General features: G+C 63.8%; 17 protein-coding genes and 3 pseudogenes. 10 read left to right on the top strand and 10 right to left on the bottom strand.

Translation table 11 applies throughout. The features are described 5' to 3' along the window. Positions 1 to 59: 59 nt before the first annotated feature. The 4 genes from AC0V8S_RS19365 to AC0V8S_RS19350 all read left to right on the top strand — a co-directional run bounded on the left by AC0V8S_RS19365 (position 60) and on the right by AC0V8S_RS19350 (position 5,050). Complete coding sequence (locus tag AC0V8S_RS19365; protein WP_183460372.1) at positions 60 to 1,538, top strand: ABC transporter substrate-binding protein; 1,479 nt, start codon at positions 60 to 62, stop codon at positions 1,536 to 1,538. Positions 1,539 to 1,617: 79 nt separating this feature from the next. Then, positions 1,618 to 2,565, top strand: a complete 948-nt coding sequence (locus AC0V8S_RS19360; RefSeq protein WP_475432839.1) for an ABC transporter permease — start codon at positions 1,618 to 1,620, stop codon at positions 2,563 to 2,565. Then, positions 2,562 to 3,431, top strand: a complete 870-nt coding sequence (locus AC0V8S_RS19355) for an ABC transporter permease (protein WP_095199826.1) — start codon at positions 2,562 to 2,564, stop codon at positions 3,429 to 3,431. Before AC0V8S_RS19360 ends, AC0V8S_RS19355 begins: the two co-directional genes overlap by 4 nt. Further along, a complete protein-coding gene (locus tag AC0V8S_RS19350; RefSeq protein WP_475432838.1) occupies positions 3,428 to 5,050 on the top strand; it encodes an ABC transporter ATP-binding protein in 1,623 nt (540 codons plus the stop codon). The genes AC0V8S_RS19355 and AC0V8S_RS19350 overlap by 4 nt, the downstream gene beginning before the upstream one ends. 9 nt (positions 5,051 to 5,059) lie before the next feature. On the opposite strand, the gene AC0V8S_RS19345 is transcribed toward AC0V8S_RS19350, so the two are convergent. Further along, positions 5,060 to 5,491 carry a TerB family tellurite resistance protein gene (locus tag AC0V8S_RS19345; protein WP_475432837.1) on the bottom strand — a complete coding sequence of 144 codons (432 nt, stop codon included), beginning with the start codon at positions 5,489 to 5,491 and terminating at the stop codon, positions 5,060 to 5,062. A 135-nt stretch (positions 5,492 to 5,626) separates the two neighbouring features. On the opposite strand from AC0V8S_RS19345, the gene AC0V8S_RS19340 reads away from it, so the two are divergent. The 4 genes and pseudogenes from AC0V8S_RS19340 to AC0V8S_RS19325 all read left to right on the top strand — a co-directional run bounded on the left by AC0V8S_RS19340 (position 5,627) and on the right by AC0V8S_RS19325 (position 8,059). Continuing rightward, positions 5,627 to 6,412: a TSUP family transporter gene (locus tag AC0V8S_RS19340; RefSeq protein WP_475432836.1), complete on the top strand. Its 786-nt coding sequence runs from the start codon at positions 5,627 to 5,629 to the stop codon at positions 6,410 to 6,412. Between the two features lie 51 nt (positions 6,413 to 6,463). Beyond that, entirely contained in the window at positions 6,464 to 6,634 is a 171-nt protein-coding gene (locus tag AC0V8S_RS19335) for a hypothetical protein (RefSeq protein WP_080511798.1), read from the top strand. A gap of 102 nt (positions 6,635 to 6,736) precedes the next feature. Then, positions 6,737 to 7,566 (top strand): annotated as a pseudogene (locus AC0V8S_RS19330) (helix-turn-helix domain-containing protein). Positions 7,567 to 7,639: 73 nt separating this feature from the next. Next, the gene (locus tag AC0V8S_RS19325; protein ID WP_475432835.1) at positions 7,640 to 8,059 is read left to right on the top strand and encodes a VOC family protein; all 420 of its coding nucleotides are present in this window, start codon (positions 7,640 to 7,642) and stop codon (positions 8,057 to 8,059) included. A 278-nt stretch (positions 8,060 to 8,337) separates the two neighbouring features. On the opposite strand, the gene AC0V8S_RS19320 is transcribed toward AC0V8S_RS19325, so the two are convergent. Then, positions 8,338 to 9,813 carry a cobyric acid synthase gene (locus tag AC0V8S_RS19320; protein ID WP_475432834.1) on the bottom strand — a complete coding sequence of 492 codons (1,476 nt, stop codon included), beginning with the start codon at positions 9,811 to 9,813 and terminating at the stop codon, positions 8,338 to 8,340. Beyond that, positions 9,813 to 10,426 (bottom strand): annotated as a pseudogene (locus AC0V8S_RS19315) (dimethylsulfonioproprionate lyase family protein). The gene AC0V8S_RS19320 and the pseudogene AC0V8S_RS19315 overlap by 1 nt, the downstream one beginning before the upstream one ends. Positions 10,427 to 10,568: 142 nt before the next feature. Here AC0V8S_RS19315 and AC0V8S_RS19310 point away from each other — a divergent pair. Both AC0V8S_RS19310 and mmsB read left to right on the top strand, forming a co-directional pair. Continuing rightward, a complete protein-coding gene (locus AC0V8S_RS19310) occupies positions 10,569 to 11,735 on the top strand; it encodes an isobutyryl-CoA dehydrogenase (protein WP_475432833.1) in 1,167 nt (388 codons plus the stop codon). A 26-nt stretch (positions 11,736 to 11,761) separates the two neighbouring features. Then, entirely contained in the window at positions 11,762 to 12,646 is an 885-nt protein-coding gene (gene mmsB, locus AC0V8S_RS19305) for a 3-hydroxyisobutyrate dehydrogenase (protein WP_475432832.1), read from the top strand. Positions 12,647 to 12,926: 280 nt separating this feature from the next. Here the strand turns inward: mmsB and AC0V8S_RS19300 are convergent, their stop codons facing one another. The 7 genes and pseudogenes from AC0V8S_RS19300 to AC0V8S_RS19270 all read right to left on the bottom strand — a co-directional run bounded on the left by AC0V8S_RS19300 (position 12,927) and on the right by AC0V8S_RS19270 (position 20,477). Beyond that, a complete protein-coding gene (locus tag AC0V8S_RS19300; RefSeq protein WP_475432831.1) occupies positions 12,927 to 13,565 on the bottom strand; it encodes a cytochrome c oxidase assembly factor Coa1 family protein in 639 nt (212 codons plus the stop codon). Positions 13,566 to 13,687: 122 nt separating this feature from the next. Then, the gene (locus AC0V8S_RS19295; protein WP_475432830.1) at positions 13,688 to 14,053 is read right to left on the bottom strand and encodes a hypothetical protein; all 366 of its coding nucleotides are present in this window, start codon (positions 14,051 to 14,053) and stop codon (positions 13,688 to 13,690) included. A 142-nt stretch (positions 14,054 to 14,195) separates the two neighbouring features. Next, entirely contained in the window at positions 14,196 to 15,575 is a 1,380-nt protein-coding gene (locus AC0V8S_RS19290) for an aspartate aminotransferase family protein (protein WP_475432828.1), read from the bottom strand. 50 nt (positions 15,576 to 15,625) lie between these two features. Next, positions 15,626 to 15,751, bottom strand: a complete 126-nt coding sequence (locus AC0V8S_RS19285) for a capsid protein (protein WP_081293941.1) — start codon at positions 15,749 to 15,751, stop codon at positions 15,626 to 15,628. Between the two features lie 150 nt (positions 15,752 to 15,901). Then, positions 15,902 to 17,965 carry a prolyl oligopeptidase family serine peptidase gene (locus AC0V8S_RS19280; protein WP_475432827.1) on the bottom strand — a complete coding sequence of 688 codons (2,064 nt, stop codon included), beginning with the start codon at positions 17,963 to 17,965 and terminating at the stop codon, positions 15,902 to 15,904. 84 nt (positions 17,966 to 18,049) lie between these two features. Further along, a pseudogene (locus tag AC0V8S_RS19275) lies at positions 18,050 to 19,209 on the bottom strand (MFS transporter). 92 nt (positions 19,210 to 19,301) lie between these two features. Continuing rightward, entirely contained in the window at positions 19,302 to 20,477 is a 1,176-nt protein-coding gene (locus tag AC0V8S_RS19270; RefSeq protein ID WP_475432826.1) for an MFS transporter, read from the bottom strand. Positions 20,478 to 20,581 lie beyond the last annotated feature (104 nt).

Here is a 20,581-nt window from a genome sequence, read left to right as displayed (position 1 = left end):
GCGCGAAATCACGCTTCTATCCCCAGGCTTAAGCATTTGAGCACATGGGGAGTTCAGCGATGAAACTGTGGAAGACCCTTCTGGCCGCTGCCGTGCTGGCGCTCGCAACCGCCACTTCGGCGTTTGCCGCCCGGACCGATCTCGTCATCGGCATTCCGCTTGAACCCCCGCATCTCGACCCGACAGCGGGAGCGGCCGCGGCAATCCGGGAGGTCACCTACGCCAACATCTTCGAAGGTCTTACGCGTATCGGCCCGAACAGCGAAGTCCTGCCGGATCTGGCTGAGAGCTGGACCGTTTCAGATGACGGCAAGGTCTACACCTTCAAGCTGCACACGGGCGTGAAATTCCACGACGGGAGCGATTTCAGCGCCGACGACGTGAAGTTCTCGCTCGACCGTGCCCGCGCGGAAAACTCCGTCAACGCGCAAAAGCAGCTCTTTGCCGCCATCGACAAGGTCGACGTGGTCGACCCCGCCACCGTGAAGGTGACGCTCACCCACCCGCAGGGCTCGTTCCTCTACAATATGGGCTGGGGCGACGCGGTGATCGTGTCGCCGAAATCCGCCGACACCAACAAGGAAAAGCCTGTTGGCACCGGCCCCTTCAAGTTCGAGAACTGGGCCAAGGGTTCATCGATCACCCTGGTGAAATCAGATCATTACTGGGGCGCCCCTGCTTTCCTCGAAAAGGTCGAGTTCCGCATCGTTCCCGATGCCGCGGCGGCGGTGCCGGCGCTGCTTTCCGGCGACATACAGGCTTTCCCCTTCTTCGATCCCGACAGCGTCTCCCAGGTCAAGGATGATCCGCGCTTCAAGGTGGTGGTCGGCGCGACCGAAGGCGAGACCATCCTGTCCATCAACAACAAGAAGCCGCCCTTCGACAAGCTGCAGGTGAGGCAGGCGATCTCCTACGCGCTCGACCGCAAGGCGATCATCGACGGCGCCTCGGCCGGGCTCGGCCTGCCGATCGGCTCGCATATGTCGCCGGCCAACAAATATTATGTCGACCTCACCGGCCGCTATCCGCACGACGTGGCCAAGGCCAAGGAACTGCTCAAGGAGGCAGGACTGGAGAACGGCTTCAAGGCCACGTTGAGGCTGCCGCCGACCTCCTATGCGCGGCTCGGCGGTGAGATCATCGCCTCGCAGCTCCGCGATGTCGGCATCAACCTCGAGATTATCCCCGTCGAGTGGGCGCAGTGGCTGGACCAGGTGTTCACCAAGAAGGACTACGACCTGACCATCGTCTCCCATACCGAGCCGAACGACATCGATATCTACGCACGCAAGGACTACTATTTCAACTACGACAACCCTGCCTTCAACAAGGTCATTGCCGATCTGGAGCTGACGTCCGACGAGGCCAAGCGCAAGGACTTGTATGCGCAAGCGCAAAAGATCCTGGCCGACGACGCCGTGGTCGGCTTCCTCTACGAACTGCCCAAGGTCGGGGTTTGGGACGCCAAGCTGCAAGGCCTGTGGGAAAACGCACCAATCCCCGCCAACGACCTGACCAAGGTGAAGTGGTCGGATTGATTTCGCCCTTCCGAGAAATGCGTGGCTCCGGAAGTAAACCTGCTTCCGGAGCCCGCCTTTTTCCGGCACGTTGGAACGGATGACCACCTACCTCCTCAAGCGCCTCGCCATCTCGCTTGCCACGCTGGTGCTGGCGTCCATCGTGGTGTTCGCCGTGCTCGAAATCCTGCCCGGCGACCCGGCGCGGCTGATGCTGGGCATGAACGCCAGCGCCGACCAGGTCGAACTCTTGCGCAACCAGATGGGCCTCAACGCCCCGCTTGCGCTGCGCTATCTGCACTGGGCCAGCGGCCTGCTCAGCCTCGATTTCGGCCGCTCCTACACCTATTCGGTGCCGGTCATCGATCTCGTGCGCGAACGGCTTGCCGTCTCGCTGCCGCTGGCGCTGATCGCGCTGGCGCTCTCCACCATCATCGCGATACCCGTCGGCCTGTTTTCCGCCAGCCGGCGCGGACGCGCCGGCGATACGATTTCCATGGGCGCGGCACAGCTTGGCGTCGCCGTGCCCAATTTCTGGTTCGCGCTGATGCTGATCTACATCTTCGCCGTATGGCTGCGGCTGGTCCCGGCCGGCGGCTTTCCCGGCTGGAGCGCCGGCGTCTGGCCGGCGCTGAAATCGCTGCTTCTGCCGGCGATCGCCCTTGCCTTGCCGCAGGCGGCGATCTTGGCGCGCGTCACCCGCTCGGCGCTGATCGAGGTGTTGAACGAGGACTATATCCGCACCGCCCGCGCCAAGGGCCTGCCCTATCGCGCCGTGCTGTGGCGGCATGCGCTGCGCAACGCCATGATCCCGGTGCTGACCATACTCGGCCTGCAATTCGCCTTCCTGCTCGCCGGCACCATCATCATCGAGAATGTCTTCTATCTCCCCGGCCTCGGCCGGCTGGTGTTCCAGGCGATCACCCAGCGCGACCTGATCGTCGTCGAAAGCGTCGTCATGCTGCTGGTCGCCGCCGTCATTGCCGTCAACCTCATCGTCGACCTTTCCTATGCGGTCGTCGATCCGCGCCTGAGAAGCCGGCAATGACGCTGCACATCGACATCCCTGAGGAGACGTTCAGCTCCATCCTGGCCAAGGCTTTCAGGAACACAGCATTCGTCACCGGCTTCGTCATCACCTTGCTGATCCTGGCGATGGCTGTCGTCTCCTATATCTGGACGCCTTACGATGTGACGAAGCTGGTCATATCAGACAAGACGCAAGGCCCCTCGCTGGCCCATTGGTTCGGCACCGACCATTTCGGCCGCGACATCCTGTCGATGATCATGGTCGGCGCCCGCAATTCAATCGCCGTGGCGCTTGTCGCGGTCGGCATCGGCATGGGCATAGGCGTGCCGCTCGGCGCTTTCGCCGCCGCGCGTGGCGGCTTGGTCGATGAAGCGCTGATGCGCATCAACGATCTGGTCTTCGCCTTCCCGGCACTGCTGTCGGCCATCATGATCACCGCCATCTTCGGGCCAGGTGCCGTCAATGCCATCATCGCAATCGGCATCTTCAACATTCCGGTGTTTGCCCGCGTCGCCCGCGCCGGCGCGTTGGCGATCTGGCCGCGCGAGTTCATCCTGGCCGCACGTGCCGCGGGAAAAAGCAGCACGCAGATATCGATCGAACATGTACTGCCCAACATCGCCACGCTGCTCCTGGTGCAAGGCACCATCCAGTTCGCGCTGGGCATCCTGGCCGAAGCCGGGCTTTCCTATCTCGGCCTCGGCGCGCAGCCGCCAATGCCGAGCTGGGGCCGCATGCTGTTCGATGCGCAGACGCGCATGGTGGTGGCGCCGTGGATGGCGATCTTTCCCGGCATGGCGATCGTCATCACCGTGCTCGGCCTGAACCTTCTGGGCGACGGCATCGCCGACATTCTCGACCCGAAATCGCGGCGGCAGCGATGAGCCTGCTGGAGATCGAGAACCTGTCGCTGACCATCGGCGAGACGCAGATCCTGAAAGACATGGAGCTTTCCGTCGCGCCCGGCGAAGTGATGGGGCTGGTCGGCGAATCCGGCTCCGGTAAGTCGATGACGGCGCTGACGGTGATGCAGCTTCTGCCGTATGCCGCGCGCGCCACCGGCCGCGTCTCGTTCGATGGCATCGATATCCTCGCGGCAAGCGAGGACCAGATGTGCGCGCTGCGCGGCGACGACATCGGCATGGTGTTCCAGGAGCCGATGACGGCCCTCAACCCGGTCAAGACCATCGGTGAACAGGTGGCCGAAGGCATACGCTGGCATACCAAGGCCACGCGCGCGGCAGCCGAGGAGCGGGCGCGCAAAATGCTCGACCGCGTCGGTCTGCCCGAGGCGAAATTCCCGCTGTCGCGCTATCCGCACGAACTGTCGGGCGGCCAGCGTCAGCGTGTCGTCATCGCCATCGCTTGCGCGCTGAAACCGAAGCTCTTGATCGCCGACGAGCCGACCACGGCGCTCGACGTGGTGCTGCAGGCACAGATCCTCGACTTGTTGCTCGACCTTGTCGCGGAGAGCCGTATGGGCCTGCTCTTGATCTCGCACGACCTCGCCGTCGTGACCGAGATGGCCGACCGCATCACCATCCTGCGCCGCGGTGAGGTGATGGAGGCCGGCGACACCGCCCGCACATTGTCCGAACAGCTCCACCCCTACACGCGCCAGTTGGCGCAGGCCTCGATGCACGTGCCGGCACGTGCGAGACCGCATGACGCAAGCCAAAGCAAGCCCCTGCTCCAGGTCGAAAGCGTGACCCGCGACTATCCCGGCCGCCGCGCCTCGCTGTTTCGGCGCGCGCCAACCATTCGCGCCGTTGACGAGGTATCGCTGTCGATGGCGCCGGGCCAATCGGTGGCGCTGGTCGGCCGCTCCGGCTGCGGCAAGTCAACGCTTGCCCGCATGATCCTGGCGCTGGACAAGCCCAGTTCAGGCACGATCCGCTTTCGCGGCCAGACGATCACCGGCAAGAGCGAAGCCGAACTGAAACCCGCCAGGCGCGACATGCAGGTTGTGTTCCAGGATCCCTATGGCTCCTTCGATCCGCGCCAAAAGGTCGAAAGGCTGGTCGCCGAGCCCCTGCACGTGCTGGACAAGAAACCGACGCGCGCCGAGTACCGCGAGATGGTAGCGCATGCGCTGCACGAGGTCGGTCTCGACCAGCGCGACATGGACAAATACCCGCACGAGTTTTCCGGCGGCCAGCGCCAGCGCCTGTCGATCGCCCGCGCCATCATCACCCGCCCCAAGCTGGTCGTCGCCGACGAGCCGGTTTCGGCGCTCGATGTGTCGATCCGCGCGCAGATCCTAGATCTGTTCGCCGAGCTCAACCAGAAACTCGGCATCGCCTATCTCTTCATCACCCACGACCTGACCGTCGCGCGTGCCATCACGGACGAGGTTCTGGTCATGCATGACGGCAAGATCGTCGAACGCGGCAAGACGAACGAGGTGCTCGACCATCCGCGATCAGAAGCGGCCAAGGCACTTGTCAGCGCCGCGCCCGATTTGCATCGGGCGATCGCTCGGAAGATGCAAGAGCAAGGGTGAGTGGGAGCGCTACTCTTCCGGCTTCACCGCATCGACCGGGCTGATGTCGAGCAGGTCGAGCGTGCGGCGCAAGAGGCGCACCTCGCTCTCGGCCAGTTGCGAATCCGCCTTGGCGATCTCAGCCATGTGCTGGGCCAATTGCTTGCGCCGTTCGACATCGAGATCACGAAACAGCGCAATCGCCTGCGAGCCGTTGGTCTCGTAGCCGAACTCGTTGAGATATTCGATGACGGCGTCGATGCTGGTTTCCTGAATGCCGAAGGCGTCCTTGCAGATGCGCCGGAAGGCAACCATCTCGCTCTCGCTGACCGTCCCGTCGGCGAGGATCATGCGGAACAGCATCAGAAGTTCAGCCGACAGGACCGGATCGTCGGCGACCTTGCGCACGCCCGGGTCGCCGTCGAAGATGGAGCGTATCTGGTCCAGCAATGCGAATGCCATCAGGGCCTCTTTCCGGGTTAACCAAATCCAAGCGCGATGCGCTTGGATAGAGGTAGCGCGGAATCGGCCTTGCGCAAACAGGGCTGTCGTGGTCGAACGCGGTTATCCCGCCGACCGGACGTCTCCGCACATCAGATGATCGACCTCACCACCCAGACAATCGTCATGCTTGCGCTCGCCGCCTTTGCCGCGGGCTTCGTCGATTCGATTGCCGGCGGCGGTGGGCTGATCACCATCCCGGCGCTTTTGCTTGCCGGGTTCTCACCGGTCGCGGCGCTTGGAACCAACAAGCTGCAAGGCATGTTCGGCTCCGGGTCGGCGACCATCCATTATGCCTCCAAGGGCCATGTCGACCTGCGTCGGCAATTGCCGTCGGCGCTGCTGGCGGCTACTGGGGGTGTCGTTGGCGCCTTGCTGGCCACCATCGTTCCGGGCGATCTCTTGCGCGCCCTGCTGCCCCTGGTGCTGATCGCCATCGCACTCTATTTCGCGCTCAAGCCCAACATGAACGATGTCGATCGGGCCGAGCGTCTGTCGCCATTCCTGTTCGGACTGACCCTGGTGCCGGCAATCGGCTTCTATGACGGCCTGTTCGGCCCCGGCGCCGGCTCCTTCTACATGCTGGCCTTCGTCGCTCTTGCCGGCTACGGCGTGCTCAAGGCGACGGCGCATACCAAGCTGCTCAATTTCGCCTCTAACATCGGCGGCTTCATTGTCTTCGCCGCTGTCGGCGTCATCTCCTGGAAGATCGGCCTGATGATGGGCGTTGCCCAGTTCCTCGGCGCCCGCGTCGGCGCGAGCCTTGCCATGCGCATAGGCGCCAGGCTGATCAAGCCGCTGCTGGTGATCGTCTGCGTGGCGCTCGCGGTGAAGCTGCTGGCCGATCCCGCCAACCCGCTGCGTGTCATGATTGGTGTGTGATCACGCGCCTGTTACTATGGCGCTGTTCGAATCATGTTGGAGGAGCCACGCATGAATCTCAGCGCGCCTACCCAGATCGTTTTCATCATTTCCCTGGTCATCGCCATCATCGGCATTCTCGCCGCGCTTGGCGTTCTCGCCTTTATCCCGCTCGCATCGGTGTGGATCGTTCTCATTGCCTACATCGTGCTCGCCGCCGGCTGCCTGATGCGCGGCGCCTGACAAGTTTCCCTTGAAGTGGGGACGGAGAGCGCCCGGCCAAAAGCCGGGCGCTTTTGATTCTGACCGAGGCTCTGCTAGGCTTGCCGGGCAGAAGGATGGCCAATGCCGATCGAGATGCAGCGCCGGGAGGAACAGGACCGCTCCATCGCAGGGCGCTTCGAGATGCGCCGGCGCCTTCCCGATCCCGTGCTTGATGGCATCGTCACGGACATTTGCGGCTATCGCGAAACCGCACCCGGCCATTTCCGCAATGTCGAATACGCCTCGCTGACGGTGCCGCTCGTCATCAGCTTCGCCGAACCCTTCGCCATCGGCCTCGGCAAGGCGCCCGGCGACAATGACCGCTTCGCCAGTTTCGCCGCCGGGCTTTTCGCCGGACCGGTGATGATCGAATCCTTCGGTACCGCCTGCTGCGTGCAGATCAACTTCACGCCGCTTGGCGCACGCCGTTTCTTCCGCTTGCCGATGAGCGAACTGACCGACAGCATGGTCGTCCTCGACGACGTGCTGGGCGCTGAGGGTATGGCGCTTCGCGAACAGCTTGGCAATGCACCGGACTGGACGGCGCGTTTCGACCTTGCCGAAGCCTTCGTCACCGCGCGTCTCGCCAGCGCCGCCGAAACGCCGCTCGAAATCGCCTGGGCCTATGACCGCATCATCGCATCGGGCGGCCGAACCCGCATTGCATCGATCGCCGAGAGACTGGGCTGGAGCCGCAAGCACCTCGCCGAAAAATTTACCGACGCAACCGGCATCGGCCCCAAGACGCTGTCGCGCATCGTTCGCTTCAACCGGGCGCTCGGCCTGTCACGACAGCCGACGGCCGGCTGGGCCGATATCGCGCCGATTGCGGCTATGCCGATCAGGCGCATCTGGTACGCGAGTTCCGCGACCTTGCCGGCGAGACGCCGACGGCACTTGTCAGCAGGTAACATTTCTTCAAGACGCTGCAACGGCCTTCGAACAGAGTGGGTTATCGACCCAACCCAGATCAAGGAGGTTCCCATGCCCACCACCACTGAAGCCCCCCGCCTCTACCCCGCCCTGCGCTACAAAAACGCGGCGAAAATGATCGACTGGCTCTGCGAAGCCTTCGGCTTCAGCGTCCGCGCCCGCTACGGCGAAGGCGATGTCGTGCACCATGCCGAACTGGTCTTCGGCGCCTCGATGATCATGCTGGGCAGTGCGCGCGATGACGATTACGGCAAGATGGTCGGCGAACCCGGCACCGGCGGCGGCAAGTCGATCTATGTCGCCGTCGACGATGCCGATACCGCCTATGCCAGGGCGAAAAAGGCTGGCGCGACGATCATCCAGGAACTGACCGACCGCGACTATGGCAGCCGCGAATTCATCTGCCGCGATCCGGAAGGCAGCGTCTGGTCGTTTGGTACCTACTGGCCGAAGGCGGGAGACAAGGGCTGAACGCCAGCATTGGCTTCGGCGAGCCATCATCGATGATTGGCCGAAGCTTCCCAACTTCGTCATCCTAGGGCGAAGCAGCCGCGAAGCGGCGTCGCGGAGACCCTGGGATCCATTCCGTGACCTTGGTCATAGAGTGCAGCGGAGCAGAATTCTGGACCGCGGCGGCGCGTGGAAGTCGCGGCATGGATCCTCGGGTCTGCGCTGCGTCGCTACGCTCCTTGCTCCGCCCGTGGATGACGAAGCGATGGGCGTTCCAGCCAATCGCCTGCGTCGCGAAATTACCGCGCCAACGCGAAAATCGCGTCGCAGTCGAGATGGGTTTCCAGCTCGGCCGCGACGTCGTCCAGCGCCCGTTCGACGTCGGCGCGGTAGTCGATGCCGCCGCCCTTGATGCCGAGGCTTTCGAGGAACTTCCCGCGAAAGCCATCGGCACCGAACAGGCCATGCATATAGGTGCCCAAGACCTTGCCATCAGCCGAGATCGCGCCATCCGCGACGCCATTGATGATCGCCGACGGCCGCATCGTGTCCGGACCGGTGGTGCGGCCGAGATGGATTTCGTAGCCTTCGAGGGGTAGGTCGAATTGTACCGAGCGCGCGCTGACATTGCGCACCGTCTTCTCCGGCTCCATGACCGTTTCGATATCGAGCAGGCCAAGCCCTTCGGTCTCGGTGACGCTGCCTTCGATGCCATCGGGATCGCGCACGCGGTGGCCAAGCATCTGAAAACCGCCGCAAATGCCGACGACATGGCCGCCGCGCTTGCGGTGTGCTGCCAGATCCCGGTCCCAGCCATTCTCGCGAAATTTCAGGAGATCGCCAATGGTAGACTTCGAACCGGGAATGACCACCAGCCCGGCATCCTCCGGCAGCGGTTTTCCCGGCGGCACGAAAACCACCTCGACCTGAGGCTCGGCCTTGAGCGGGTCGAGATCGTCGAAATTGGCGATACGGCCGAGCATCGGCACCGCCACCTTCAGTGCCCGCGCCTCACCCGACGCCAGGCGTTCCAGCACCACCGAATCCTCCGACGGCAGCCGCGCCGCCGCCGTCAGCCACGGCACGACGCCAAAGCAGCGCCAGCCGGTGAAATTCTCGATCGCCTTCAAACCGTCATCGAACAGCGAAACATCGCCACGGAACTTGTTGATGAGGTAGCCGACGATCATGCGCCGGTCCTCTTCCGGCAGGATCAGATGCGTGCCGGCGACCGAAGCGATAACGCCGCCGCGATCGATGTCGCCGACCAGCACCACCGGTACATTGGCACGCGTGGCAAAGCCCATATTGGCGATGTCGCGGCTGCGCAAATTGATTTCCGCCGGCGAGCCGGCGCCCTCGACGATGACCAGATCGGCGTCCTCGCCGACCTTGCCCCGAGAATCCAGCACCGCATCCATCAGGCGGCCCTTCAGCGCCTGGTAGTCGCGCGCCCGCGCCTCGCCGAACACCTTGCCCTGGACGATGACCTGCGCGCCGACATCGGTCTGAGGCTTGAGCAGCACCGGGTTCATGTGCACCGATGGCGCGACGCCGCAAGCGATCGCCTGCAGCCATTGCGCGCGGCCGATCTCGCCGCCGCCTTGGTTGTTGTCACCGGGAATATCGGCGACCGCCGCATTGTTCGACATGTTCTGCGGCTTGAACGGCCGCACCTTCAGGCCGCGCTTCTTCGCGGCGCGGCAGAGGCCGGCGACCAGCACCGTCTTGCCGACATCCGAACCCGTGCCTTGCAGCATGATCGCTTTGGCCATCAGCTTCGGCCCTGCGTAACGGTTCCGGTGATCGTGGATTTCTGCGCCAGCGGCCCGCCGCGCCAGATATAGAGCGCCAAAAGCGGTTCCTTGCCGGTTCGCATGGCGTGGTTGACATTGGCAGCGTGGTGGACGACTTCGCCGGCCTGCCGCTTGCGGAAGCCGCCCTCCCCCATGCGCCATTCCGTACCGCCGGTCAGCGGAATGTAGATTTCCTCGGCGACGTGATGGTGGTCGGGGTAGACGATCTCGGCCCGAGGATCAGCAGGCCGGCCGCCACCTCGTCATTGGCGAAATGGCCACGCGTGCCGAAGACTTCCAGCCAGCCGTAATTGTCGATGAAGGCCTTGCCGAAATCGGCCTCGCTGTAGGTCTGCCCCCAGTACAATGCGTTGCAATGCTCCGCCAGCCATTGCACCAGCGGCTTCGCAGCCATCGGCGCCACGTCTGCCGCGCGATCGAGATGGCGCAGGCAGCCGAGCGGATGCGGCTCCAGCGCGCGGGCCGGCATGTCCCAGCCGACCCGCGCCACGGCGTCGCGCACCAGGGCGTTGTCCACGGAAGTGAGATAGGCGTGGAATCGTTCAAGCAGCTCATCGAATTTTGTCGTCACATCTCGCTCCGGACATGCATTGATGCACAGCCGCTCCGCAGCGGGTCGGGTTGCGCGGCGGCATCATTGGTCTAGATTGGTACGCGCGCAAAGCCAAAAACGACAGGCCAGCGGGCTAGCTGGCATATAGGGAGAGAACGCCATGGACGCCGCGGTCGATGCGAGCACCAGCCAGTTCGAACTCAACGAGGAACAGCGCGCCATCCAGGAGATGGCGCAGGCATTCGCCGCCGACCGCGTCGCGCCGAATGCGCTCGACTGGGATCGCAGGAAGCATTTCCCGGCCGACGTGATCCGCGAGACCGGGCCGCTCGGCCTCGGCGGCATCTATGTCAGGGACGATGTCGGTGGCTCCGCGCTCGGCCGGCTCGACGCCGTGCTGATCTTCGAGGCGCTGTCGCATGCCGATCCGGGCTTTTCGTCCTTCATCTCGATCCACAACATGGTGGCCTCGATGATCGACCGCTTCGGCAATGACGAGCAGCGCCAGCGCTTCCTGCCGAAGCTCACCTCGATGGAATGGCTGGCCAGCTACTGCCTGACCGAGCCGGGCTCCGGCTCGGACGCCGCCGCGTTGAAAACGCGCGCGGTGAAGAGCGGCGGCGACTATGTGCTCAACGGCGCCAAGCAATTCATCTCGGGCGCCGGCGACAGCGATGTCTATGCCGTCATGGTGCGCACCGGCGCCGACGGGCCGAAAGGCATCTCCACGATCGTCGTGCCGAAAGACGCGCCAGGCCTTTCCTTCGGCGCCAACGAGCACAAGATGGGCTGGCACATGCAGTCGACCCGCCAGGTCATTTTCGAGGACTGCAAGGTGCCGGCGGAAAACCTTCTGTCGGGCGAAGGCGCCGGCTTTGGCATCGCCATGGCCGGGCTCGATGGTGGCCGGCTGAACATCGCCGCCTGTTCGCTGGGCGGCGCCCAGTCGGCGCTCGACAAGGCATTGTCCTACACCGCCGAGCGCAAGGCCTTCGGCTCGAAGATCAACCAGTTCCAGGCGCTGCAGTTCAGGCTGGCCGATATGGAGACCGAGTTGCAGGCGGCGCGCATCTTTCTCTATGCCGCCGCCTCGAAGCTCGACCGCAAGGCGCCCGATGCCGGCAAATGGTCGGCCATGGCCAAGCGCTTCGTCACCGACACCGGCTTCAACGTCGCCAACGACGCGCTGCAATTGCTGGGCGGTTACGGCTATCTGCATGACTACGGCATCGAGAAACTGGTGCGCGACCTCAGGGTCCACCAGATTCTCGAAGGCACCAACGAGATCATGCGCGTCATTATCGCGCGCGCCCTGATCGGCCGCTGAAGCCAGCAAACTCCGGGAGTGAGACAATGACGACGATCGCCTTCATCGGCCTCGGTAACATGGGCAATCCAATGGCCGCCAATCTGGTCAAAGCTGGACATGCGGTGAATGGTTTCGACCTGGTGCCGGAAAACCTCACCGTCGCCAAAGAACATGGCGTGACGATCATGGCGAACGCCTTGGCCGCAGTGAAGGACGCCGATGTGGTGATCACCATGCTGCCCGCCGGCAAGCACGTGCTGTCGGTCTACGAAGACATCGCGGCCAAGGCAAAAAAGGGCGCGCTGTTCATCGATTCCTCGACCATTGATGTGGACTCGGCGCGCAAGGCGCATGCGATTGCCGCGAAGCATGGGCTGCTCTCCATCGACGCACCCGTCTCCGGCGGCACCGGCGGAGCGACGGCTGGCACGCTGACCTTCATGGCCGGCGGCTCCGACGATGCCTTCACCGCCGCCGAGCCGATCCTGAAGCCGATGGCCGGGCGCATCGTCCATTGCGGTGGTGACGGTGCCGGCCAGGCGGCAAAGATCTGCAACAACATGATCCTCGGCATTTCGATGATCGGCGTCGCCGAGGCCTTCGTGCTGGCCGAAAAGCTCGGCCTGTCGCATCAGGCGCTGTTCGACGTCGCCTCGACCTCGTCGGGCCAGTGCTGGTCCTTGACCACCTATTGCCCGGTGCCCGGCCCGGTGCCGACCTCGCCCGCCAACAGGGATTACAAGCCCGGCTTTGCCGCGGCCCTTATGCTGAAAGACCTGAAATTGTCCCAGGAAGCAGCACTTGGCGCAGGCGCGGTGACCCCGCTTGGCGCCGAGGCGGCACAGCTCTACGCCCTGTTCAACGCCCAAGGGCATGGCGGCGCCGATTTCTCCGGCATAATTAATTTTCTCAGGGGTGACCCTGCGTAACCAACGGATTTGATCGGCTTTTCCGGATCCATCCGGCAGAAAGACCGCAAATTTAGATTTGCTTAAGCTCTCGATAACTCCGCGGTAACGATGTCCCTATAAAACAGATGGCGAGGCGGACATATCGCATCCGCCCGGCGCTCCGGATCAGGTCTCGCGTACCGGAGCCCGTAAGTTTCGCCAAGTGTTTGCGTAGCGAAACGCCATGCGTATCTGGCAAAGCCGCGTTCCCGATGGAACGCGGTTTTTGCGTTTCTGGAACTATTGCTGCGTCGTCAGATTATATTTTGGTTGCGGCATCTGGACTGGCGAAATGGTCCTCATCGACCAGCACGATTGGTGCCCCTCCCGCCATGACGACAAGCAGGCGCAGGTTCCATTTTCCTGCGCTGCGCAGAGCATGCGACATCACCCAGGCCGATCCACGGCTGCCATGGATGCGCATGCTGAACTGCGCGTCGCCAGACTCGTTTCCAAAGGTCTGGACGCTGCCTAGCACCCAATAGCCGGCGTCAATATTCTCACCGAGTGCAGCCTTGACGCGACCATCGGCGCGAACAGCATCCATGGTTAGCCGGTAGGCGTCGCTGTTCTTCAGGAGACCAGGGACGACGCCGACCAGGGCGGCGGCACCGGCGAGCCCGAGCCCAAATGCAATGAAACCGGCAATCGCCCAGTTGCGTTGGACCCTGCGGAAATGTTCGGCATCGCGCCAGGAAACATTCTGCCACGCCCAACGGCTGCCCTTGGCGCCCAGCACGAAGAGCATGACAATGTTGACCAGCGGGACGAACATCAGCAGCGCGATGAAGGTGTTGTTGGCGATGCCCCAGATCCAGTTGAAGAAAAACGCCCCCCAGTTCCAACGGTCGAGTTCGGGCGGAATTTCTGCGGGCTGGTTAAGCGGTTGTACGGCCATGATGTCCCCCATCGGCAAAGACTGCCCGACGGATTCTAGCGCAGACGCCGCAAAAACCGGAATCGGTTTTCACGTCCGTCTCGGACAGAGGCACGGCGGCCTTGTCCGACCCGACGCTTCAATCAGCTTTTTGTCGACAACCGGCGAAAGTTCGCCTTCACTGCGCGGCTCGCCGGCTTCAGCGCGGCACTGATCGACCGTTCCGCCGCGACACCGTTGAACAGCGACGGCGTGCGGCCCGAAAGGAGTTCCGGCCAGAATCGCGATGCCGACTGCAGGAAGGACATCTGCGCCGCGAACGCGCCTTCGGCCATGGCAGCCGTCTTCTCGTTCACCGCACGCGCGGTTTCGGTGCCCCAGGGCTGGCTGCTGCTGGCGTCCATCGCCATCAAGGGCAGGCGCATCATCGCCACCAGGGGTGCCAGCATCAGGTCCGCACCGATGCTGGCCGCTTCTCGCGGCCGTCGGCTCTTGCCGGTTTTTCTCATGGAAATGAACCCCTTGTCGCAGCCGAGCTGGCCGCTGCCTGACACACACTACGCGCGGAGGATGAGGTTTGTTCCCCCATTGCGACAGCATGTTTCTCGAGGCCGGGCGTCCCCTTGAAGGAACGCCCGGTCGAGGTTTGCCTTACCGCTCGCGCAGATCTGCCTGTGCCAGATCCAGTGCCTTGCCGATCCGCTCGCAGGCCATGTCGATCGTGTCGCGGGTCCAGATCAGCGGCGGTGACAGGATCATCGTGTCGCCGGTGGCGCGCAGCATCATGCCGTTGGCGATGGCATGGTCGCGCACCGTCACCGCCGCACTTCCCGACGGCAGGAACCGTTCCTTGGTCGCCTTGTCCTTGACGATCTCGATCGCGCCCATCAGGCCGATCGAACGCACCTCGCCGACCAGGTCATGCCCGGCAATGCGCTCCTGCAGGGCCTTGGCGAAATAAGGGCCGGTGTCGTTTCTGACGCGGTCGACCAGGCCTTCTTGCTCGATGATCTCCAGGTTCTTCAAGGCCACGGCGCACGCCACCGGGTGTCCGGAATAGGTGTAGCCGTGGTTGAACTCGCCGCCCTTGTCGACCAGCGTCGAGGTGATGCGGTCGCCGACCAGCAGTGCCGACAGCGGCTGGTAACCCGAGGTCAGCGCCTTTGCCGTGGTGATGGTATCCGGCTCGATGCCGAAGGTCTGCGCCGCGAACCATTCACCTGTGCGGCCATAGCCGGTGATGACCTCGTCGAGCATCAAAAGCACATCATATTTGCGGCAGATGCGCTGCACTTCCGGCCAGTAGCTCGCCGGCGGGATCTTGACGCCGCCCGCGCCCATTACCGGCTCGCCGATAAAGGCTGCGACCTTGTCGGCGCCGGCTTCGAGGATGGCATCCTCAACCGATTTGGCCGCGCGCAGGCCGAAATCATGATCGCTCTCGCCCGGCAGCGCCAGTTCGTAGGCATAGGGCATCATCACATGGACGATGTTGGGCACCGCCCCGTTGAGCTGCTTGTGCATGGCATCCATGCCACCGAGCGAAGTGCCGGCGATGGTCGAACCATGATAGGCCATCTTGCGCGAGATGATGCGGTTCTTCTCCGGCTTGCCTTCCAGCACCCAGTAGTGGCGGACAAGACGCAATGCGGTGTCGTTGGCTTCCGAACCGGAGGAGCCGTAGAAGACCTGGTTGACGTTCTTCGGCGCGATCTCGGCCAGCTTCTTGGACAACAGCACCGGCGTCGGCGTCGAGCATTTGAAGAAGGAATTGTAGTAAGGTAGTTCCTTCATCTGCGCATAGGCGGCCTCGGCGAGTTCGTCGCGGCCATAGCCAATGTTGACGCACCACAGGCCAGCCATGCCGTCGAGCAGCTCGGTCCCTTCGGAATCATAGATGAACGGGCCATTGGCGTGGGTGATGATGCGCGAACCCGCCTCACGCAATTCCTTGTGGTCGGTGAAGGGATGGAGATGATGCGCGGCGTCGATCTGCTGAAGCTGCTTCAGCGAATAATTCTGATAGGTCATGTCTGGATCTTTCCTCTGAATTCAGTCCGGCAGGCGCCGGGGCGAATGCATCAGAGGCTGGCGGGCGGCGAATAACCGATGCGGGCGCACAGCCGCAAAAGCTCCGCGCGCAGCGTGCGCGGCGACGGTGTCACCGCGACCCCGAACGTGCAGACAAAGGTCATAGCAGGAGCCATAGACGGCACCTTAGAGCAAAGGCTGGCCGAGGTGAACCACCCTTTGCTTGGCCCATGACGGAATACTCTACGCATGTCGCCTAAAGTGGTCCCGGTTTTAGGAGAACGACATGCATAAGAACAATGGCATAAAGCGCGTCGCGAGGCGCTTTATGCCTTGGTGCTGAGTGCCCGCTGCAGGAAGACATATTTCATCGCGGTCTGCGCCGCTTGCGGCCGCCGGTCACCTCGCCCGCCATGCCCGCCTTCCGTTTCCTCGAAGAACAGCGTCCCGGCGTGGCCGGCCTCCTGCAGGCGAGCCGCCATCTTGCGGGCATGGCCGGGATGGACGCGGTCATCGGCGGTCGAGGTCGTCAGCAGCACCGGCGGATAGGCAGCATTGGCCTTGACGTGCTGGTAGGGCGAATAGGCCGACAGCCACCTGGCGTCTTCCGGCTTCGACGGATCGCCATATTCGGCCATCCAGGAGGCGCCGGGCGGCAACTCGGTGTAGCGCAGCATGTCGAGCAGCGGCACCTCGATGATGACGGCGCCGAAGAGTTCCGGGTGCTGCGTCAGCGAAACGCCGGTCAGCAGGCCGCCATTCGAACCGCCCTGGATGCCGAGCGAGCTTGCCGTCGCGATGCCGCGCCTGACGACGTCCTCGGCCACAGCGGCGAAATCGTCAAAACCGTTCTGGCGATTGCCTTTCAGCGCCGCCTGGTGCCAGGCTGGCCCAAATTCGCCGCCGCCACGGATGCAGGCCTGAACATAGGCATTGCCCTTCTCCAGCCACAGCCTGCCGCGCACGCCGGCATAGCCGGGCAAGAGCGGCACTTCGAAGCCGCCATAGCCGTAGAGCAGCGTCGGCACCGGCCCCTTCTGGTCGCGCCGCCGGACGACGAAATAAGGGATCATCGTGCCGTCCTTCGAGCGTGCCTCGAACTGTTCCGAGATCAAGGGCGCGGCGTCGAACCGCGCCGGCTGCGACTTCACCGTCTCCAGCGTCTCGCCATCGTCGTCGGACCAGATGATTGAGCTCGGCGTCAGGAAATCGGTGAAGGAGAAGGACACGCTCGAACCGAAATGCTCGGCATGGCTGATGCCGACGGTGCCGTTCTCGGGCAGCGCGGCGGGCTTCAGCGACCAGGTGCCACCCTTTCGCTCGCAGACGAGCACCTTGCCGCGCACATTGTCCATCAGGCTGATGAACAAGCGATCCTGCGTGCGGGCAATGCCGCCGATCGACACGCGATAGGCCGGAGCCAGCAGAGTCTCGATGGCGCCAAAACTGCCGGTTTCGATCCAGCGGGCGAAATCGAGCGAATAGAGCCCGTCTGGCCGGCACACCGTGCCGTCCGGCGCCGTCCATGGCGTGCGCACCCCGAACAAGAGCTGGTCCTTGAAAAGCGATGTGTCGGTGACATCGTCGGGCAGCGGAATGCGCCTGTTTTCGCCGGACGGGAGATGCAGGAAGCTGTGCGACGCGAAGAAATCGATTGCCCGCGCCAGAAACACGTGACGCTTGTCACCGTCGAACTCGACGCCGGCGCCGGCGGCGAGATCGTCTTTCTGTGCCTCGAAGATCGGTGTTGCGTCCTCGAGCCCGGTGCCGCGTTTCCAGAGCTTGATCACGCGCGGATAGCCGGACTCGGTCTTGTCAGCGTCCTCGAAGGCCGCCGAGACGATGACAGTGTCCTTGTCCAGCCAACTGAAGCCCGACTTCGAGGCTCGCGCGTGATATCCGCCTTCTACGAACGACTTGGTTTCGATATCGAACTCACGCATCTCGCTGGCGTCGCCGCCATCCGGCGACATCGACAACAGGCAGCGGCTGAAGTCCGGATAGAGCCGGCTGGCGCCGCTGAACACCCATTTTATCCCCTCCTTCGCCGCAAGCTGGTCGAAGTCGATGATCGTTTCCCAGGCCGGCTTCTCGGTCTTGTAGGAAGCGACCGTCGTGCGGCGCCACAGGCCGAGCGCATTGGTCTTGTCCTGCCAGAAATTATAGACATGGCCGGCGATTGCCGCGCCAACGGCAATGTTGTCCTCGGCCGTCATCAGGTCGAGCGCCGTCTCGAACGACGCCTGATAGGACGGATCGCCCTGCAATTCGCCAACCGTGATCTCGTTCTGGCGATGAACCCAGTCCAGCGACTGTTTGGCGGTCCTGTCCTCCAGCCAGAGGAAGGGGTCCGCGGCGCTGGCTTCTGGTTTGGCGATGGGCTTGGTCATGGAATCTCCGATAGGCATTGTTCGGCATGCAACATCGACATGCCGTGTCCGATATTCAATAGCGACGGCATCTCAGCAGAGGATTCAGGCCTTCCCGCGACCAGCGACGCTCGCGACCGCCAGGACCAGGCACATGAGGCCAAGCGTGATCGGCAGGCCTCTTGCACCAAGCAAGTCCATCGCGCTCCCCGCCAGCGGCGGCACGGCAATGCCACCAACGCCCCACATCAGCGAAAAGGCAGCATTGCCGGCGACCAGTGTCGAGCCGGTGAAGCGCTCACCGAGTTCGATGATCGACATCGTGTAGATGCCGTAGGAAACCGCGCCCCAGACAAAGATCATCGGCCAGATCAGCGGTGTTTCGATGAGAAGCGGCAGCAGCAGGCATCCGAGCACCGTCAGGGAAACACAGGCAAGCCGCACCAGGCGTGCGGTCAGCCGCTCTGCTAGCAGGCCTAGCGGCACCTGCATGGCGATGTTGCCGGCGATCATGATCGACAGCAGCGCCGACATGCGGACTTCCGCGATGCCATAGTGGGTGCCATAGACTGGCAGCAAGGCCAGCGCCCCCTGTTCGAAACCCGCGGCCACGATGATCGCGAACAGAAGCAGCCACGCCATCGGCACGAAGCCCAGGACGGAAACCTGATGCCCGGCTTCGTCCACCCTCGGCAGGCGCGGCAGCACCGACGCCAGGCAGATGCCGCACAGCACGAAGGCGCAGATGCCGACGAGGAAGGGCGGCCACCCCTGCGTACCGACGGCAAGCAGGCAGAGCGGGCCGGCCGCGAATCCAGCCGAGATGATCGTCGATAGACGCCCATGATGCGGCCGCGCCGGACCGGCGGCGCCAGGGCGATCACCCAGATCTCGCTCAAGACATAGAGCGGGTTGGTCACCACGCCGATCAGGAAGCGCAGCGGGAACCAGAGATAGACATTCTGCGTCCAGCCGATCAGCGCCAGCACGACAGCCGAGAGCGCGGCGCAAGTGAGCGCGGTGCGCCCTGCCCCGAACCGCTGCGCCAGCCCCGGGATGAGCGGCGAAGACACGATGAAGCCGATCGGCGTCATGGCCGCCGACAGGCCGATCATCGCCGGCGAGACGCCCTGGCGCTGCAGGATGAAGCTCAACAGCGGATAGGACAGCCCCTGCGCGATGGCGAACACCGAGACCGTCGCGATCACACCGGTGATCGCCGCCCATTGCATTTCTTCGCCAGTTTCCGAATCCGCCGCGGCCATGGTCCTACCGTTGGTGCGCGGCAGGATTAGCGGTTCGGCCAAACAGCGGTAAGCCCCGCCGGCGGAAAGCGCTTGCTCCAGCCAGACCCATGTCAGGAGGCCCGGCGTTGCGAGGAACGGTACAGAGCGAAGGCGACCAGGACCGCGTCGAGACCGGCGATCACTACGGGCAGACCCAGCGGACCGATGCCTTGCATCAAGAGGCCGGCGCCCGGCGGGCCGAGAATGCCGCCAACGCCCCACAGCAAGGCGAAGGCCGCATTGCCGGTGACGAGCAGCGTGCCCTTGAAGCGGCTGCCGAGTTCCACCAACGCCATCGTATAGACGCCGTAACCGACAGCACCCATCACCAGCAGCACACCCCAGATCAGCGGTGTCATGATCAGCAGCGGCAGCAGCGCCGCGCAAATTGCCGTCGCCACCGCACAGGCCACGATCATCGGGCGGCCGCCGAACCGCTCCGCCAGCAGGCCGAGCGGGATCTGCAGCAGGATGTTGCCGAGGGACAGCGCCATCACCAGCGCGGCGAGCACGGCCTCCGGCAGGCCATAGCCGGCGCCGAAGACCGGGACCAACGCATAGGTGCTTTGCTGGACGGCGGCCGAGACCAGCACGGCCAGCAGCAGCGCCGGCGCCAGCCGGGCAAAACCGACAAAGCTGCCGGCTGGCTGACCGTCATCCTCGAATCCTGTGAGTTTCGAAGAGACCAGGCGCAGAATGACCGCACAAAGCACGAAGCCGCCAATGCCGACGCTGAAGGGCGCCCAACCCGATGTGCCGACGAAGGTCAAGGTGAAGGGTCCCGCCGCATAGCCGGCGCCCATCAGTGTGTTGAACACACCCATCACCCGGCCGCGCCGCGACGGCGGCGCCAGCGACAGCGCCCAGACCTCGCCGAGGATGTAGAGCGGGTTGATGACGACGCCGATGATGAAGCGGATGAGGTACCAGGCCACCCAGTTCTGCAGATAGCCGATGCCGAGGAAGCACAACGCGCCGATCAGCGAGCAGCCGACCGCCAGGTTGCGCGCGCCGACCAGCCGCACTGCCGCCGGCACGAACGATGCCGACAGGATCAGCCCAAGCGGCATCATCGCCGCCGACAGGCCGATCAGCCCGGGCGACAGGCCTTGCTTCTGCATCAGAAGCGTGAACAGCGGCGAGCTCAGCCCTTGCGCGGCGCCGAACATGGCGAGTGCGGCGGTGACGCCGGCAAGCGCTGCCCACTGCGTTCCCGCTTCGCCTTCGCTCGAGTCGGTTGCCACCATTCCGTCATTCCATGTGAGGTGCCGGCAGCCTCCCGGCCGGCAAGGCTCACCAGCTACCGGTTCGATCCGGGAAAGAAAGGGCCGGCAAGGGAAATCCGCTTGCA

Source organism: Mesorhizobium oxytropidicola (genome assembly GCF_056174625.1).
Note: the sequence above shows the minus strand (reverse complement) of the source record. Positions and strands in the feature narration are given on the sequence as shown.